Source organism: Acidimicrobiales bacterium, from assembly GCA_033344915.1.
Lineage (GTDB): Bacteria > Actinomycetota > Acidimicrobiia > Acidimicrobiales > Aldehydirespiratoraceae > JAJRXC01.
On the sequence record JAWPML010000001.1, the window covers coordinates 3,837,360 to 3,852,691 of the forward strand.

A 15,332-nucleotide genomic window follows, 5' to 3' on the forward strand; every position below is an offset into this window, starting at 1 on the left:
GCTCAGAGACCGCCGAGTGCCGCGCCGACCTCGTCGTCGTCGGCCGGGTCGACCGTGCGCAGGTCGACGATGGTGCGTCCGTCGGCCACCCGGGCGACGAGCGGTCGCTCCCGCTGACGCAGCGTCTCGCGATGGTCGCCCTCGACGGCGATGCCCGCCGACGGGAAACCGACTTCCGGCAGGGTGCCGCCTCCGGGCGTCGCCTCGGTGTCGACCACCGTGCCCACGCCGATCGCGGCGGCCCGGTCACGCAGCTCGCCGACCGGGATCGCGACCATGCGCCAGAAGGGGATCGCGTCGCCGTCGCCGGCGAGGTAGGCGAGCGCGGTCGCCTGCAACGCGCCGAGGACCAGGCTGCCGGGGCGCAGCGCCCGGGCGAGCGGGTGGCGCGAGATCGTGTCGATGAGGTCCGCCCGGCCGGCGATGATCCCCGCCTGCGGGCCGCCGAAGAGCTTGTCGCCCGAGAAGGTGATCAGATCGGCGCCCGCTTCGAGCGTCTGGCGGGCGGCCGGCTCCTCCGCGAGCCATCCCGGGGGCCCGCCCGACAGCCAGCCGCACCGCGAATCGAGCAGGCCCGAACCGATGTCGACCACCAGCGGGCGATCGAGGGTGGCCAACTCCGCGGTGCGGGGCGCTTCGGTGAATCCGACGATCCGGTAGTTCGACTGGTGGACCTGGAGGATGACGCCCGCCCCGTCGCCGTGCTCCTCCACCGCTCGCCGGAAGTCCGCGAGCCGGGTGCGGTTGGTCGTGCCGACCTCGATCAGGCGAGCACCGGATCGCGCCATCACGTCGGGGATGCGGAAGCCGCCGCCGATCTCGACCAGCTCGCTGCGCGACACCACGACGCCACGGCCGTCGGCGAGCCCGGCGAGCACCAGCATCACCGCGGCCGCGCAATTGTTCACGACGATCGCCGCTTCGGCACCACAGGCGCGGGCGATGAGCGCAGGGGCGGTGGCCATGCGTGACCCGCGCTCGCCGGTGGTGAGGTCGAGCTCCAGGTTCGAGTAGGTGGCGGCTTGTTCCCAGGCGAGCGGGGCGCGGCCGAGGTTGGTGTGCAGCAGGGTGCCGGTGCCGTTGATGACCGGGGTGAGCATCCGCCGGCTCGCCTCGAGCGCGAGATCGCGGGCACGGTCCGGCTCGCCGCCGTCGATCGCGGCGCGGGCGGCGTCGACGAGGAGGGGGTGGGGAAGATCGACGTCGGCGATCGAGCGCGCCAGCTTGTCGACGGAGGGCGGGCGCTCGGACGGTGTCGAATCGGTCACGGTGCGCTCAGCCTAGGAGTCCGACATGGTCTGCCACCGCAGCGAGACCCCGCGTGGCGTTGCGGCGGAGGAACTCCGCGCCGCGCTCGTCCGCCGGCGTGACGACCGCGATGGCGCTCACCGGATTCGGCAGGTTGAGCATGTGGCCGAGGCGGTAGTCACGCCACAACTCGTCCTCGTCCACCGTGATCCCGTGGCTCGCCAGGGTGACCCGGTACTCCCGCACGAGGTCGGGTTCGAGCCGGCGTCGGCTCTCGGTGGCGAGTGAACCCGCGCAGAAGAACGCGAGGTCGTAGACGCCCCGCCCGTGGGCTGCGAGCTGGAAGTCGAGCGCGACGGCCCCGGTCGGACCGAACCGGAAGTTGTCGAGCCGGGCGTCCCCGTGGACGACCGTGCGATCGCCTCGCGAGAACTCGTCGACGGCGACGTCGAACCAGGTGCGACCGGCGTGCGCCGCATCGGCGAGTCCGGGGGCGAGATCCCCGAGCTTGTCGACACACATCGACCAGGTGAGGTCGAAGATCTGGCCGTAGCCCGCGACCACGGCGTCGGTCGACGCCGGGAGCCACGCCCGGCCGTCGAGGGTCGGGTCGTTCCAGAAGGCTGCGTGCCAGCGCGCCAGCGTTCGCGCCACCGCGGTCGCCTCCTCGTCGGTCGCGCCGGCGATCGAGTCGCCGGCGCGATGGTCGCCGAGGTCCTCGAGCAGGAGCCAGCCGCGACCGGTGGCGTCGTCCCAGTGCTGCGCGAGGACCTCCGGCGCCGGCGCCCGTTCCGAGGGCCGGAGCTCGCGATAGACCCCGGCCTCGCGTCGGTCGTAGCCGAACCGGTCCACGATCTCCTGGTTCGCGGGGATCGACGCGGGGAGCTTGGCGACCACCGACGACGGTCCTTCGCCGTCCCACACGAGGTGTACGCGAGCCAGCGTGCTCAGGAATCCGGCGCCCTCCTCGACCGGTTCCACCCGGGCCTCGACGACGGTCCCGGCGGCGGCACCGGCGCCGACGAGCGCGGCCTCGATCGCCTCGGCGCGAAGATCGGCGAGGTCGCGGAACATGGCGCCAAGCCTAAGCTGACTCCGTGTTCGGCTTCCTCCTGTTGCTCTTCGGCATCGTGACGCTCACCGAGATCTGGCTCATCGTCCAGGTCAACTCGGTGCTGGGTGGCTGGCAGACCTTTGGTCTCCTCGTGCTGGACAGCGCCATCGGCGCGTGGCTCGTCCGCCGCGAGGGGATGTCTATCCTCCGCAAACTCCAGGCGCAGCTCAGCCGGGGCGAGCTCCCCACGAATCCGCTGATCGACGGCATGCTCGTGCTCCTCGCGGGCGCCCTCATGCTGACGCCCGGTTTCCTGACGGACGGCCTCGGGCTGCTGCTCCTGTTGCCGCCCACCCGCGTCCTGGTACGGGAGATCCTCAAGAAGCGGTTCGCCGGACGGATCACCGTCGGGGGCACGGCCTTCGGTCCGGGTTTCGCCCCCGGCCGAGGGTTCGGCGGTTACACCGACGCCGACGCGACCGACGTCACCCCCACGGATCCGAACGGTGACGAACCGCCCGGCGCGATCGAACTCGGTCCGATCTCCGACTGATCAGCGCTGATCGCGGATGAGGTTGCGCAGCTGCTGCGCGTCGACCGGCGGCGAGATCAGATAGCCCTGGGCGTACCGGCAACCGAGCTCCTCGATGACGCGCAGGTCGTCGTCCGTCTCGACGCCCACCGCGCAGGCGTCCAGTCCCCGTTCCAGGATTCCCCCGATGACGAGCTCGGCCCGGGCCCGGCCGCGCTCACCGTGCACCCCGTGCACGAGTCGCTTGTCGAGCTTGACCAGATCGACGCCGTCCGGCACCACGAGCTCGGCTTCGCTCGTGCCGATGAACTCGTCGATGGCGACGACGACGCCGAGGGCGCGCAGTTGAGTGACGAGGCGGACGGCGGCGCCCTTGCGTTCGAGGATCGCACGGTTGATCTCGAGATGGAGCTGCTCGGCGGCGAGCCCGGCGGTGTTGAGCGTGCGGGCGAGGGCGAGCGGGAAGCGGCTGTCGGCGAGCTGCCGATCGGACACGTTCACGGACAGGAACAACGGCTCGTCGGTCTCGGGCAGGTCGAGCATGGTCGCGGCGCCCCGCTGGAGCACCGTCTCCTCGATCCGGCGGATGAGCCCGCCGTCCTCCGCGGCGCCCACCAGCTCGCGGGGGTTGAGGTGTTCGCCGTCCGGGCCGACGATGCGGAGCAGGGCCTCGACGCCGACGATGCGGCGGGTCCCGGTGTCGACGATGGGCTGGTAGTGGACCTGGATCCCGTCGCCGTCGAGCGCCCCGCGCAACTGCTGGTCCACGGTGATGCGACGCTCGGCCTTGGTGCGGAGTTCGTCGTCGAACACCTCGCAACGGTCCCGGCCGAGTCCCTTCGCCTGGTACAGCGCCGTCTCGGCGTCGCGCATCATCGCCTCGGCGTTGCGGTCGGCGCGGCCGAGGCTCACGCCGATGGACACGGTCAGGGCGGCCAGCGGGCTGTCGATCGGCGCCTCCGTGCAGCACGCCCGGAAGCGCTCGGCCACGGTCATCGCCTCGGCGACCCCGAAGATCTCCGGACAGATGATCGCGAACTCGTCGCCGCCGACCCGGGTGAGTGTGTCGTCGGGTCGCAGCTGCTGCGCCAACGCCCGAGCGAGGGCGACCAGCGCCTCGTCACCCTCGCGAAAGCCCCGGCTGTCGTTGACGGTCTTGAACCGGTCGATGTCGATCGAGAACACCGCAACGCTCGCCTCGCCCGTGAGCGAGGCCTGGAGCGCTCGGTCGATCGCCGCCATCGCGTACTCGCGGCGGGGGAGCCCCGTGAGTTCGTCGACGTGGATCTCGGCGACGGCGTTGCCGCACAGCGTCGTGGCACCGCCCTCGTTGCCGAGGACGACGATCTTGAGCTCGCGGGTCGATCCGTCCGCGTCGGCGACGCGAGCGAGCAGCGTGGTGCCGAAGCCCGTGCCGCGCGATTCAGCGATCCGCAGGAGCGTCGCGACGGCGACGATGTCGTCCGGGTGCATGCCGGTGGGGAGACCCAGCGAGCGCAGACGGTCCTCGAGCGCGTCGGGGTCGCCCACCTCCCGGACCCGCGTGGCAGCCGCGACCCGGCGGTTCCACGCCGTCATGTCGCCGGACCAGCCTGCATTCCCACAGTGTTCAATCGGCATTGGCGGGTGCCGAATTGAGGGTGCGGGTCAGGCCACGTTGTCGTCGTCGACGGCGTCCATCTCGTCGAGGGCGGCCATCGCCGCGTCGAGCATGCGGGCGCTGCACCCGGCCATCTCGACCGGAGGGATGTGCTCCTCGGCGATGGCGGTGGCAATCGCCCGCAACGCCTCGGCGGCCGCTCCGTCACCGAGCACGGCGGGTTCGCCGATGTCGCCGCCTTCGCTGACCACCGGCTCGATCGGGATCCGCCCGAGCAGGGGGACGCCCACGTCAGTCGCCAGGGCTTCGCCACCGCCGGCACCGAACAAGGCGTGGCGGCTGCCGTCGGGCGCCACGAACTCGCTCATGTTCTCGATCACTCCAACGATGCGGAGATAGTTCTTCCGGCCCATGTCGGCCACCCGCGCCGCGACCTTCTGGGCGTTGCCGGCCGGTGTGGTGACGATGATCATCTCGGCCCGGGGCAGCATCCTGGCGAGGCCCATCTGGACGTCGCCGGTGCCCGGCGGCATGTCGATGAGCAGGTAGTCGAGGTCGTCGGACCAGGCCACGTCCTCGCAGAAGTGCTGGACGGCACGGTTCAGCATCAACCCGCGCCACATGAGCGCGGAGTCCTGCTGGTCGACGAGAAAGCCCATCGACACGACCTCGAGCCGACCGGCCCCGATCTCCCGCACGAGCGGGCGGATCTTGCCTTCCATCGCGAGCAGGTCGCCCTCGACGCCGAGCATGCGAGGGACCGAGAATCCCCAGATGTCGGCGTCCATCACGCCGACCGCGTAGCCCTTCTCGGCGAGCGCGGCGGCGAGGTTGGTGGTGATCGAGGATTTGCCCACGCCGCCCTTGCCCGAGGCGATCATGATCACCTTGGTGGTCGGCGGCACGGCGGTGTCCGGCGCGATCTGGCTCACGTTGAAACGGGCCTTCGACATCGCCTCGGACCGTTCGTCCTGGGTGAGCTCGCCCCACGAGATGGTGACGCGGGTGACGCCGGGAAGGCTGGTCAGTCGGGTGCGGATGTCCTTCTGGATCTGGGCCCGGAGCGGGCATCCGCTGGTGGTCAGCGCGATGTCGAGGGCGATGTGCCCGTCGTCGCTCACGGTCGCGCCCTTGGCCATGCCGAGCTCGACGATGTCGCTGCCGAGCTCGGGATCGATCACCCCGCGCAGCAGCCCCATGACGTCGTCGGGGGTCGGGAGTGCGGGATCGGCCACGTCTCCAGGGTACCGGTGGCCCGCCCCGTCGGCCGCCCGTCGTCCTTCAGATGCATGTCGGGAATACCGACGGGTACACTGATGTTCGAACGACCAGACCCCTCTGAGGAGACGTACGCATGATCACCCTCACCGACAACGCCGTGAACAAGGTCGACGAGCTCATCACCGCCGAAGGTGAAGAGGGCCTCGCCCTTCGTGTTGCCGTGCGTCCCGGCGGGTGCTCCGGCTTCTCGTACGAGATGTACTTCGACACCGACCGTGCCGCGGACGACATGACGAAGTCGTTCGGCTCGATCGAGGTCGTCGTGGACCCGTCGTCCGCCCAGCTGCTCGAGGGCGCGACCCTCGACTACAAGGACGGCCTCCAGGACGCGGGGTTCGCGATCGACAACCCCAACGCCCAGCGCACCTGCGGCTGCGGCCAGTCCTTCAGCTGAGCCGGCTTCTGGCCCGACTGCGGGCTGCCTGACTACCGTCGCGCGCCATGACCGAGCGCGCCTTCGACCCTGACTTCGCGGAGATGCTTCCGCTGTTGCCGACGTCCATCGACTGGCCGGGTGCCGAGGAGATGGCAGCGCTTCGGGCCGAGGGTGCGTCCTGGAGCGTCGCCGTCGCGCCGCGCGGCGACGTCGTCCGCGAGGACCGCCACATTCCGGGCTGCGCCGGCGATCCGGACGTGCTCGTGCGGATCTACCGTCCGGTCGAGGAGCCGGAGGCCGCCCTGCCGGGCCTGCTCCAGATCCACGGGGGCGGGTTCATCATCGGCTCGCTCGACATGACGGACGCCCTCTGCGACCAGATCGCCGCGGAGTTCCCGGCGGTCGTGGTGTCCGTCGACTACCGGCTCGCGCCGGAGGACCCGTACCCCGCGGGCGTCGAGGACTGCTACGCCGCGCTGGTGTGGCTGGCGGACAACGCGGCCGATCTGGGGGTCGACGCGGACCGGATCGCGATCTCCGGCCAGAGCGCGGGCGGAGGCCTCGCCGCCGCGACCGCCCTGCTGGCCCGCGATCGGGGCGGGCCGTCCCTGTGCTTCCAACTGCTCGAGATCCCGGAGCTGGACGACCGGCTCGACACGCCGTCGATGGTCGAGTTCACCGACACGCCGCTGTGGAACCGCCCCAACGCCGAGCGCAGCTGGAGCTGGTATCTCGGCGGCGACGATCTCCCCGGCTCGCCGGACGTCTCGCCCTATGCCGCGCCGGCCCGCGCCGAAGATCTCGCCGGCCTCCCGCCGGCGTTCGTCTCGGTCATGGAGTTCGATCCGCTGCGCGACGAGGGACTGATCTACGCGACCCGGCTCCTCCAGGCGGGGGTGTCGACCGAGCTCCACGCCTACCCCGGCACGTTCCACGGATCCGCGCTGGTCAGGGAGGCGGCGGTCAGCAAGCGCGCCGCCCGGGACATGCTCGGCGCGCTGCGGCGGGCGCTCGTCGACTGACGGACCGGACGCGGCTCAGAGCAGGGCGAGCGTCTCGTCGAGCTCGGAGCGGTCGTAGGTCGCGTCGAGGCGGCGCACGATCGTGCCGTCCGCGCGCGCCGCGATCAGCACCGGCTCGAAGGGCAACTGCCACTCGTTCACGATGTCCACCGTGGGGCCGGGGAATGTCCCGTCGTTGACCGCGGCCTGGGCGTCCACATAGACCTCGGCGTGGATGACGTGGAGGTCGTCCCGCTCGGCCGCGACCTCGATCAGCAGCTCGATCACCGGCCCGCAGATCTCGGTCTGACAGAACCCCGGCGTCGAGATGCTCAGCACGATCGGCTTGTCGCCCGCGGCGACGGCGGCGGCGAGATCGGTGCCGTGGAACGGGCAGTCGTCGCCCCGGGTGCACAGGTCGGCGATGCCGCGGAGGTCGTCCGTGGTCGCGGTGTGGATCTCGGGCAGGCGGTCGCCGGGCTGGGGGACGGCCGTCTCGCCCGCGGTCAGGACGGCGAACTGGCGGCCGGTCTCGTCGCCGCCGTCGAGCCATCGGGCCTGGTAGACGCCGGGGACCGACGGCGTGAAGAGCACCGGATAGTACGACGCCATCTCGAACTGGGGGAGCGACGCCGGGCCGGTGTTGCGTCGCTCGATGACACCGCCGGCGACCTGTTCGCCGTCCTGGAAGATGCCGATCTCGGCGGTGGCGGGGGCATCGCCGCGAAGGACTTGCTCGCCGTCGTGGAGCACGTAGGCGATGCGCTGTTCCACGCCCGCCACGATCACGGAGGGTCCGACGAAACCGTCGGGTGAGGTGGGCACCAGGAAGCCGGTGGTGATCTCCGGCGGGCCGCCGTCATCGCCACACGCGGCGAGGAGCGAGCCGGCGCCCACGAGGCCGGCGGCCCCGGCGGCTCCGACGAGGAACGTGCGACGATCGAGTGCGGCCATGGGTGAAACGGTAATCGGCTCGGCCCGTCGACCACCCCTCGGGTCGGCGGGACCGCCCGGTAGCGTGCGGCCGATGACCGACGGATTCACGCTACGGGTCGACGGCCGTGAGGTCGGGGTCGCCGACGAGCACGCGACGTTGCTCGACGTCCTGCGTGATGTCGCGGGCGTCCGATCGGTGAAGGACGGCTGTTCGCCCCAGGGCCAGTGCGGATGCTGCACCGTGCTCGTGGACGGGCAGCCGCGGGTGTCGTGCGTGACGCCGGTACGGCGGGTGCGGGACCGCGAGATCACCACGGTCGATGGTCTGCCCGCCGGCGTTTCCGCCGCCTGGGGCGATGCCTTCGCGGCGACGGGAGGAAGCCAGTGCGGCTTCTGCACGCCGGGCATCATCTGTCGCTACGAAGGCCTTCGGGCCAAGGGCGTCGACCACGAGGACCGGGCGGCAGCCGAGAAGTCGCTGCAGGCCCACCTCTGTCGATGCACCGGATGGCAACCGGTCGTGGACGCCTGGGTCGCCTTCCCGACGGCGGCCGCAGGCGAGCCGACGGACGCGGCCCGGGCACGAGCCGAGCTCGAAGGCGGCGTCCCTCAGTCCGTCGGCCCGCTCGTGGCGCTCGGTCAGGGTGGGTTCGCGGATGACATGGCGCCGGCGGGGGCGCTCGTCGCCGTGCCGATGGCCGAAGGCGACGGCTGGGCGGTTGCCGACACCCGAGCCGAGGCGCTGGCCGCAGCCGGCAAGATCCAGGGACGACGGACGACGGCGGAGTCGCCCCCGCCGATCGAGCTCCCGGCCGGCGACTGGGACCGCACGCTGCGCACCTCGTGGGTGGAGCCCGCCTATCTGGAGACCGACGCCGCCTGGTGCGAGCCGGGCGGCGAGGCGGCCTCGCCCCTGGCGAACGGCGGCGCGTTCGGGGCGAAGGCGGCGAGCGAGGTCGGCGCCGTCGCCCGTCGGCTGGCGGACGAGCACGGCCGCGCCGTGCGGGTCCTGTACTCCCGCGAGGACGCGGTTCGTCGGGGAGCCAAGCGGCCGCCCATCGCGGCCGGGGTGGCGGCCGACGGTCGCGGCGTCGTGCGGGTCGCCCGCACCGACGGGGTCGCCGACGCGATCCGCTCGGTGGCACCGGACTTCGAGGTCGAGGAGGTCGACGTGCCCGGTCCGCCCACCAGCGTCGACATCCGCGGGGCGGGCTGGGTCGAGGCCGCGGTCCTGCTCGACTCGCTGCGCGACGGAGGCGGCTGGATCCAGGCGCCCGGCGGAGGAGCCGCGATGGCCGCGGTCGGCGACGACGGCGCGATCACGGTGACGGTGCGGCCGGGTGCGGTGCTCGACGAGACGGTGCTGCGCTCGTACTGCACGGGTGCCGCGCACATGGCGCTGGGCTGGGTCACCAGCGAACGGCTCACGGTCGATGAGGCGGGCGAGATCCACGATCTGACGATCCGCAGCTTCGGCGTCCTGCGCGCGATCGACACGCCGAGGATCGACGTGGTCATCGAGGAGACGGACGCCCCCGCCGTCGCCGTCAGCGACGCCGCCTTCGCCGCCGTCGCGTCCGCCGTCTGGCGCTCCCTCGACTTCCCCCCCACCTGGCCCGCTCCCTGAGTTGGGACGCGGGGTCAGGACGCGGGGTCAGAGTCCCGTCCCACCTTTCAGCACACGAGATCGACCGTGATCTCGAGGTGGCCGAGGTGCTGGGCGAGCTCCTCGTAGGCGTGAACGAGGGCCGTGCCGACCGTCCACTCGGCCTCGAGCGGGATCGAGGTGCGGGCGGTCGCGGCGAGTTCGGTCGCGGACTCGATCTCCGGGATCAGTTGGCGGAGCCGGGCGACCGTGTCGTCCGCCTGCCGACGGAGGTCGGCCACGGTGCCGGTCGACGTGAACTCGGCGTCGCGATGCCGGTCGCTCGGATGCCCACAGATGACGTGATCGCACCACCAGACGCTCGCCGACAGCGCGTGGTTGACGAGCTGATACGGCGAGTTCGGTTCCGGCAGCGGAGGCTGGGCGTTGACGGTCGCATCGTCCAGGCGGTCGATCGAAGCGCGCATGCCGTCGATGGTCCGCTCGCAGAAGAGGATCATGTCGGCCACGGAGACGTCCATGGATGGAGCGTAGGTCCGGTTGCCGTGGGGCGACCTAGTGTGGCCGCCATGAGCACGCCCGTTGGTCCCTACTCGCCCGTCGTCCGCGGCGGCGATCTCCTCTTCACGGCCGGACAGGTCGGCATCAGCGGGGGAGCGCTGGTCGAGGGCGGTCTCGAGCCCGAGATGCGCCAGGTCTTCATCAACCTGCGATCGGTGCTGAACACCGCCGGGGCGACGCTGAGCGATGTGGTGAAGACGACGGTCTTCCTCGCCGACATGAACGACTACGCGGCGATGAACGAGATCTACATGGAGGAGTTCGGCGACCATCGCCCGGCCCGCTCCGCCGTCGCCGTGAAGGAACTGCCGATCGGCGCCCGCATCGAGATCGAGGCGATCGCCACGGTCTGAGCCGCGGTGTGGGTCTGCCGCCGACCGGTCTGGCAGACTGGCCCTCATGGACGTCGGAGCGATCGTCATCGTCGTTGCACTCGTCATCGTGATGCCGGTGGGTGTCCTGATGAGCATGGTCGGACTCGCCGGCGCGCTCGGCGGTCTCGTCGGCCGTGATCGCGACCTCGACAACGTGACCGAGGACGGCGAACCCAACGAGTACCTCGCGCTCAGCGACTCGAACCCATACACCTGAGCGCAGAAAGTACGGGGGTCTGACCCCAGAAAGTACGGGGGACGCGACGAGGGCGACCCCGAAGGGCCGCCCTCGCCGGATTCCCGATCGAAGGATCAGGCCGGAGTCGACTCCGCCTCGATCGCCGTCTGGCCGCCCACGCCGATCGAGATCTTGCGGGGCTTGGCCTTCTCGGCCACGGGGATGCGCAGGGAGAGCACGCCGTCCGTCAGGTCGGCTTCGATGCCTTCGGCGTCGAGGCCTTCACCGAGGTGGACCTGGCGGCGGAAGCTGCCTCGTGCGCGTTCGTTGAGGTAGTGACGATCGCCCTCCTCCGGGGCCCAGTCGCGTTCCGCGGCGATGGTGAGGACGTTGCGCTCGACATTGATGTCGAGGCTGTCCTCCGGCACGCCGGGCAGGTCGACGTGGACCCAAACGTCCTCGCCCCGGCGATAGGCGTCCATCGGCATCGGGTGACTCGAGCCCGTGCCCAGCCGGCGGAAGACGGTGTCGAACTCACGGAAGGGGTCGTTGTTGAAGAGCATCCTCGTCTCCTTTCGATGAATCTTCGGGATGTTCCACTGGCCTTCAACGAATGAAAGCCTTTCTGTATTTCAGAAAGCTAGCAAAACATGGAGAAAGTGTCTACAGTTTCTCCATGCCCCGCGTGACCATCGATTTCGACCAGATCATCGAGACCGCCCTGCGGGTCGTGGACGACGCAGGCCCCGATGGGTTGAGCCTCTCCAGCGTCGCTCGCGAGCTCGGCGTCGGCCCGTCCGCCCTCTACACCCACGTCGACGGCCTGCGCGGGCTGCAGGAAGCGGCCGCGATCGCCTCGACCCGGGAGTTGGCCTCCGAACTGCGTGACGCCGCGATCGGGCGGGCCGGCGACGAAGCGGTGCGCAGTGTCGCCACGGCCTACCGCTCGTACGCGACCGCGTATCCGGGACGCGTGTCCTCGGCGTTGCGGGTCGACGAGGCACCGGGGCTCGACGACGCCGTCGGCGAACTCGACGGCGTGTTCGCGCTGTTGGGCGTGGCCCGCGGGCTCGATCGGGAACCGGCGGCGCAGGCCGGGCGAAACGTGCGCCGGGCCCTCCACGGGTTCGTCGTGTCGGAGCGGGCCGACACCGCGGCGGGGCAGACCGACGGTGACTACGACTCGTTCGTCGCCGTGCTCTGTCGCATGCTCGCGCCCTGACGCCCCGAGGTGAAGCGGGGGTCAGACCCCAGGTGAAGCGGGGTCAGAGCCAGCGGGAGCGGCCGAAGGAATAGCCGACCGAGCGGATGGTCTGGATGAGGTTGGCGTGTTCCTCGCCGAGCTTGGCCCGGAGACGACGCACGTGGACGTCCACGGTGCGGGCACCTCCGTAGTAGTCGTAGCCCCACACGCGGTTGAGCAGGGTCTCGCGGGTGAAGACCTTGCCGGGGTGAGCGGCAAGGAACTTCAACAGCTCGTACTCCATGTAGGTCAGGTCGAGCGGCTTGCCCTCGATGATCGCCTGGTACGTCTCGAGGTTCATGGCCAGCGGGCCGTACTCGATGAGGTCGACGTCGTCGCTCGTGCCCGACTTTCGGAAGACGTGCTTGAGACGCGTCTCGAACTCGATGGGGTGGAAGGGGTGGACGCAGAAGTCGTCGAACAGGTCCTCGCGGGGATCGAGCTCCATCAGCTGGCCACCGTTGACGAGCAACAGCAGGGCGTCCACGTTGACGTCGCCGTTGCGGATCGCGCGGCAGAAGCGCAGCGCCGTCTCCAGGTCGGACCCGGCGGTCGCCGACACGATCGCCCCGACCCATCCGTCGTTCGGCTCGTCGCGACGGGCGGCGTCGATGTCGGCCGCGGCTTTCCACGTCCAGCCGCCGATGTCGAGGGCCTGGGCGAGCTCCGGCGGGACCGGCTCGGGGAAGACGAGAAGCGGTTCCATCACGTGCTCGGGAGGTAGCGCTCCAGCTCGAACGGCGTGACCTGCGACTGGTACTCGGCCCACTCGGTGCGCTTGTTGCGCAGGAACCACTCGAAGATGTGGTCGCCGAGGGTCTTGCGGACGAGGTCCGACCCCTCCATCACGTCGAGTGCCTCGTCGAGCGAGCGGGGCAGCGGCTCGATACCGATGTCCTTGCGCTCACGGTCGCTCAGATCGAAGAGGTTGACGTTCGTCTCCTCGGGGAGCTCGTAGCGCTCGGTGATGCCCCGCATGCCGGCGGCCAGCAGCAACGAGAACGCGAGGTAGGGGTTGCACGCCGGATCCGGGGCCCGGTACTCGATGCGGGCGGACTCCGGCTTGCCCTTCTTGCGGACCGGCACCCGCACCAGCGCCGATCGGTTGTTGCGGGCCCAGGCGACGTAGGGCGGCGCTTCGGAGGTCTCGGCGATGCGTTTGTAGCTGTTGACGAGCTGGTTGGTGACCGCAGTGATCTCGCGGGCGTGGTGCAGCACGCCGGCGGTGAACATGCGGGCGGTCTCGGACCAGCCGTAGGGGTGGTCGCCGTCGTGGAAGGCGTTCTCGCCGTCCTTGAACAGGGAGAGGTGGGTGTGCATGCCCGAGCCCTGGACACCGTTGAGCGGCTTCGGCATGAACGTCGCGTAGCAGTCCCGTTCCAGTGCGATCTTCTTGACGACGAGGCGCATCGTCATGAGGTTGTCGGCGACGTCGAGCGCCTCCGTGTAGCGGAGGTCGATCTCGTGCTGGCTCGGCGAGTCCTCGTGGAACGAGTACTCGATCGGGATGCCCATGGCCTCGAGCATGTGGATCGTGCGCTTGCGCAGATCGCTCGACACGTCCGACGTGGTCAGGTCGAAGTACGACGCCTTGTCGAGCGGGACCGGCTTGCCGAGGGCCGGGTCGCCCGAGGCGAAGTAGAAGAACTCGACCTCCGGCGCGGCGAAGAACGAATAGCCCTGGGTGCGGGCCTCGTCGAGATTGCGGCGCAGGACCTGGCGGGGGTCGCCGGCGAACGGGGTCTCGTCCAGGTTCTGGATGTCGCAGAACATGCGGGCGGACGGCTCGTCCTCCTTCGCCCACGGCAGCAGCTCGAACGTGGTCGCGTCGGGACGGGCGAGCACGTCGGATTCGTGGACACGGCTGAAGCCGTTGATCGCCGTGCCGTCGAACTGCACGCCCTCGTCGAATGCGGTGTCGAGTTCGGCCGGTGTGATCGCCACCGACTTGAGCTGGCCCAGGACGTCGGTGAACCACAGCCGGATCAGCCGGACACCGCGTTCTTCGACCGTGCGCAGGACGTATTCCTGTTGGCGCTCCATGTTGCCTCCCGGGGTGGCACCTACAAGCTTGCCCTGATGACTGTGGCAGACCCAACGGCGAGCGTCGCCCACGCGAAGGGTTCGTTCACACGCCGTTCACAAACGGGTAATTGCCGGGAAACCCCGCCTTGGAATCCTGGCGTCCGGTTCGGGAGACCGAGTCGTAGTGCCGTGCCTGGGCGTGATCGGATGATCGCGAGTAGAAACGGCGAGTCCTCAATCAACCACCGATACCTCAAGAGAGGCGACCAATGGCCTATCAGGCTGAATACCTGTGGATCGACGGCAGCGAGCCGACCCGAGAGATCCGCGGCAAGACCCGAATTCTCGCCGACGGCAAGGAGCCCGGCATCTGGGGGTACGACGGCTCCAGCACCAACCAGGCGACCGGCGACAACTCCGACGTCGTCCTCCAGCCGGTTTTCCAGTGCCCGGACCCGATCCGGGGCGGCGACAACATCCTCGTCCTCTGCGAGACGGCCCTGACGGCCGACCTGTCGCCGCACCCGACCAACACCCGTGCCGCGGCCCGCGAGGCGCTCGAGAAGTACGGCGACCAGGAGCCCTGGTTCGGTCTCGAGCAGGAGTACACCCTCATCAACCCGAAGACCGGGTGGCCGGCCGGTTTCCCGCCGAACGGTTTCCCCGCGCCCCAGGGCCCCTACTACTGCGGTGTCGGCGCCCTCAAGATCCACGGTCGTGACCTGATCGAGCAGCACACCCAGGCGTGCATCGATGCCGGTCTGGCGATCTCGGGCACCAACGCCGAGGTCATGCCCGGCCAGTGGGAGTTCCAGATCGGCCCGGCCGACACCGTCACGGTCGGCGACCACCTCTGGATCGCCCGCTACCTCCTCTACCGTCTCGCCGAGAACTACGAGGTCGAGGTGAGCATCGAGGCCAAGCCGATGAAGGGCGACTGGAACGGCGCCGGTATGCACACCAACTTCAGCACGAAGGCGATGCGCGAGTCGTACGACCCGATCATCGCCGCCTGCGAGGCCATGGGAGCCGACGGCGCCGTCGAGCGCCATCTCGCCGGCTACGGCCCCGGCATCGAGGATCGCCTCACCGGCGATCACGAGACCCAGCGCTACGACCAGTTCAGCTATGGCGTGTCGGACCGCGGTGCGTCCATCCGCATCCCGTGGCAGGTCGCCCAGGACGGCAAGGGCTACATCGAGGACCGTCGCCCGAACGCCAACGCCGACCCGTACGTGGTGTCGACGCTGTTGACGAACACCATCTGCAGCGCGTTGGCGTAAGCCAGAGCGCCGAAGAGAGCGCGTTGGCGTAAGC

General features: G+C 70.2%; 17 protein-coding genes. 8 read left to right on the forward strand and 9 right to left on the reverse strand.

The features are described from left to right. Positions 1–2: 2 nt before the first annotated feature. Together selA and R8F63_18585 are read right to left on the reverse strand one after the other, a co-directional pair. Entirely contained in the window at positions 3–1,268 is a 1,266-nt protein-coding gene (gene selA / locus R8F63_18580) for an L-seryl-tRNA(Sec) selenium transferase (protein ID MDW3220618.1), read from the reverse strand. Between the two features lie 7 nt (positions 1,269–1,275). After that, positions 1,276–2,322: a hypothetical protein gene (locus R8F63_18585; GenBank protein MDW3220619.1), complete on the reverse strand. Its 1,047-nt coding sequence runs from the start codon at positions 2,320–2,322 to the stop codon at positions 1,276–1,278. A 23-nt stretch (positions 2,323–2,345) separates the two neighbouring features. Between R8F63_18585 and R8F63_18590 the strand changes: the two genes are divergently transcribed. Then, positions 2,346–2,855 (forward strand): FxsA family protein, encoded by a 510-nt coding sequence (locus R8F63_18590; protein ID MDW3220620.1) that lies wholly within the window; start codon positions 2,346–2,348, stop codon positions 2,853–2,855. Here R8F63_18590 and R8F63_18595 read toward each other — a convergent pair whose 3' ends face one another. Both R8F63_18595 and R8F63_18600 read right to left on the reverse strand, forming a co-directional pair. Further along, positions 2,856–4,412: a bifunctional diguanylate cyclase/phosphodiesterase gene (locus tag R8F63_18595; GenBank protein ID MDW3220621.1), complete on the reverse strand. Its 1,557-nt coding sequence runs from the start codon at positions 4,410–4,412 to the stop codon at positions 2,856–2,858. It abuts the gene before it with no gap. 69 nt (positions 4,413–4,481) lie between these two features. Continuing rightward, positions 4,482–5,669, reverse strand: a complete 1,188-nt coding sequence (locus R8F63_18600; GenBank protein MDW3220622.1) for a P-loop NTPase — start codon at positions 5,667–5,669, stop codon at positions 4,482–4,484. Between the two features lie 119 nt (positions 5,670–5,788). Here R8F63_18600 and erpA point away from each other — a divergent pair, with 119 nt between their 5' ends. Both erpA and R8F63_18610 read left to right on the forward strand, forming a co-directional pair. Then, on the forward strand, positions 5,789–6,109 hold the full coding sequence (gene erpA, locus R8F63_18605; protein MDW3220623.1) for an iron-sulfur cluster insertion protein ErpA: 321 nt from the start codon (positions 5,789–5,791) through the stop codon (positions 6,107–6,109). Positions 6,110–6,156: 47 nt separating this feature from the next. Then, positions 6,157–7,113: an alpha/beta hydrolase gene (locus tag R8F63_18610; GenBank protein ID MDW3220624.1), complete on the forward strand. Its 957-nt coding sequence runs from the start codon at positions 6,157–6,159 to the stop codon at positions 7,111–7,113. A 15-nt stretch (positions 7,114–7,128) separates the two neighbouring features. Here R8F63_18610 and R8F63_18615 read toward each other — a convergent pair whose 3' ends face one another. Then, a complete protein-coding gene (locus R8F63_18615; GenBank protein ID MDW3220625.1) occupies positions 7,129–8,046 on the reverse strand; it encodes a hypothetical protein in 918 nt (305 codons plus the stop codon). 73 nt (positions 8,047–8,119) lie between these two features. Here R8F63_18615 and R8F63_18620 point away from each other — a divergent pair, with 73 nt between their 5' ends. Beyond that, positions 8,120–9,655: a 2Fe-2S iron-sulfur cluster-binding protein gene (locus R8F63_18620; GenBank protein MDW3220626.1), complete on the forward strand. Its 1,536-nt coding sequence runs from the start codon at positions 8,120–8,122 to the stop codon at positions 9,653–9,655. Between the two features lie 47 nt (positions 9,656–9,702). On the opposite strand, the gene R8F63_18625 is transcribed toward R8F63_18620, so the two are convergent. Next, the gene (locus tag R8F63_18625; protein ID MDW3220627.1) at positions 9,703–10,155 is read right to left on the reverse strand and encodes a DUF664 domain-containing protein; all 453 of its coding nucleotides are present in this window, start codon (positions 10,153–10,155) and stop codon (positions 9,703–9,705) included. A 48-nt stretch (positions 10,156–10,203) separates the two neighbouring features. On the opposite strand from R8F63_18625, the gene R8F63_18630 reads away from it, so the two are divergent. Together R8F63_18630 and R8F63_18635 are read left to right on the forward strand one after the other, a co-directional pair. Further along, a complete protein-coding gene (locus tag R8F63_18630; protein MDW3220628.1) occupies positions 10,204–10,548 on the forward strand; it encodes a Rid family detoxifying hydrolase in 345 nt (114 codons plus the stop codon). Between the two features lie 46 nt (positions 10,549–10,594). After that, complete coding sequence (locus R8F63_18635; protein ID MDW3220629.1) at positions 10,595–10,786, forward strand: hypothetical protein; 192 nt, start codon at positions 10,595–10,597, stop codon at positions 10,784–10,786. Between the two features lie 95 nt (positions 10,787–10,881). Here the strand turns inward: R8F63_18635 and R8F63_18640 are convergent, their stop codons facing one another. Beyond that, a complete protein-coding gene (locus R8F63_18640) occupies positions 10,882–11,310 on the reverse strand; it encodes an Hsp20/alpha crystallin family protein (protein MDW3220630.1) in 429 nt (142 codons plus the stop codon). A 113-nt stretch (positions 11,311–11,423) separates the two neighbouring features. Between R8F63_18640 and R8F63_18645 the strand changes: the two genes are divergently transcribed. Continuing rightward, on the forward strand, positions 11,424–11,969 hold the full coding sequence (locus R8F63_18645; GenBank protein MDW3220631.1) for a TetR family transcriptional regulator: 546 nt from the start codon (positions 11,424–11,426) through the stop codon (positions 11,967–11,969). 43 nt (positions 11,970–12,012) lie between these two features. Here the strand turns inward: R8F63_18645 and R8F63_18650 are convergent, their stop codons facing one another. Next, positions 12,013–12,696 carry a response regulator transcription factor gene (locus R8F63_18650; protein MDW3220632.1) on the reverse strand — a complete coding sequence of 228 codons (684 nt, stop codon included), beginning with the start codon at positions 12,694–12,696 and terminating at the stop codon, positions 12,013–12,015. Beyond that, a complete protein-coding gene (locus R8F63_18655) occupies positions 12,696–14,033 on the reverse strand; it encodes a glutamine synthetase family protein (GenBank protein MDW3220633.1) in 1,338 nt (445 codons plus the stop codon). The genes R8F63_18650 and R8F63_18655 overlap by 1 nt, the downstream gene beginning before the upstream one ends. A gap of 251 nt (positions 14,034–14,284) precedes the next feature. On the opposite strand from R8F63_18655, the gene glnII reads away from it, so the two are divergent. After that, entirely contained in the window at positions 14,285–15,298 is a 1,014-nt protein-coding gene (glnII, locus tag R8F63_18660; GenBank protein ID MDW3220634.1) for a glutamine synthetase GlnII, read from the forward strand. The last annotated feature ends 34 nt before the right edge of the window (positions 15,299–15,332 follow it).

Coding starts and splice junctions, on each gene's coding strand:
- R8F63_18585 (MDW3220619.1), bottom strand. CDS start 2,322: ATGTTCCGCGACCTCGCCGATCTTCGCGCCGAGGCGATCGAGGCCGCG.
- R8F63_18595 (MDW3220621.1), bottom strand. CDS start 4,412: ATGACGGCGTGGAACCGCCGGGTCGCGGCTGCCACGCGGGTCCGGGAG.
- erpA (MDW3220623.1), top strand. CDS start 5,789: ATGATCACCCTCACCGACAACGCCGTGAACAAGGTCGACGAGCTCATC.
- R8F63_18610 (MDW3220624.1), top strand. CDS start 6,157: ATGACCGAGCGCGCCTTCGACCCTGACTTCGCGGAGATGCTTCCGCTG.
- R8F63_18615 (MDW3220625.1), bottom strand. CDS start 8,046: ATGGCCGCACTCGATCGTCGCACGTTCCTCGTCGGAGCCGCCGGGGCC.
- R8F63_18620 (MDW3220626.1), top strand. CDS start 8,120: ATGACCGACGGATTCACGCTACGGGTCGACGGCCGTGAGGTCGGGGTC.
- R8F63_18625 (MDW3220627.1), bottom strand. CDS start 10,155: ATGGACGTCTCCGTGGCCGACATGATCCTCTTCTGCGAGCGGACCATC.
- R8F63_18630 (MDW3220628.1), top strand. CDS start 10,204: ATGAGCACGCCCGTTGGTCCCTACTCGCCCGTCGTCCGCGGCGGCGAT.
- R8F63_18635 (MDW3220629.1), top strand. CDS start 10,595: ATGGACGTCGGAGCGATCGTCATCGTCGTTGCACTCGTCATCGTGATG.
- R8F63_18640 (MDW3220630.1), bottom strand. CDS start 11,310: ATGCTCTTCAACAACGACCCCTTCCGTGAGTTCGACACCGTCTTCCGC.
- R8F63_18645 (MDW3220631.1), top strand. CDS start 11,424: ATGCCCCGCGTGACCATCGATTTCGACCAGATCATCGAGACCGCCCTG.
- R8F63_18650 (MDW3220632.1), bottom strand. CDS start 12,696: ATGGAACCGCTTCTCGTCTTCCCCGAGCCGGTCCCGCCGGAGCTCGCC.
- R8F63_18655 (MDW3220633.1), bottom strand. CDS start 14,033: ATGGAGCGCCAACAGGAATACGTCCTGCGCACGGTCGAAGAACGCGGT.
- glnII (MDW3220634.1), top strand. CDS start 14,285: ATGGCCTATCAGGCTGAATACCTGTGGATCGACGGCAGCGAGCCGACC.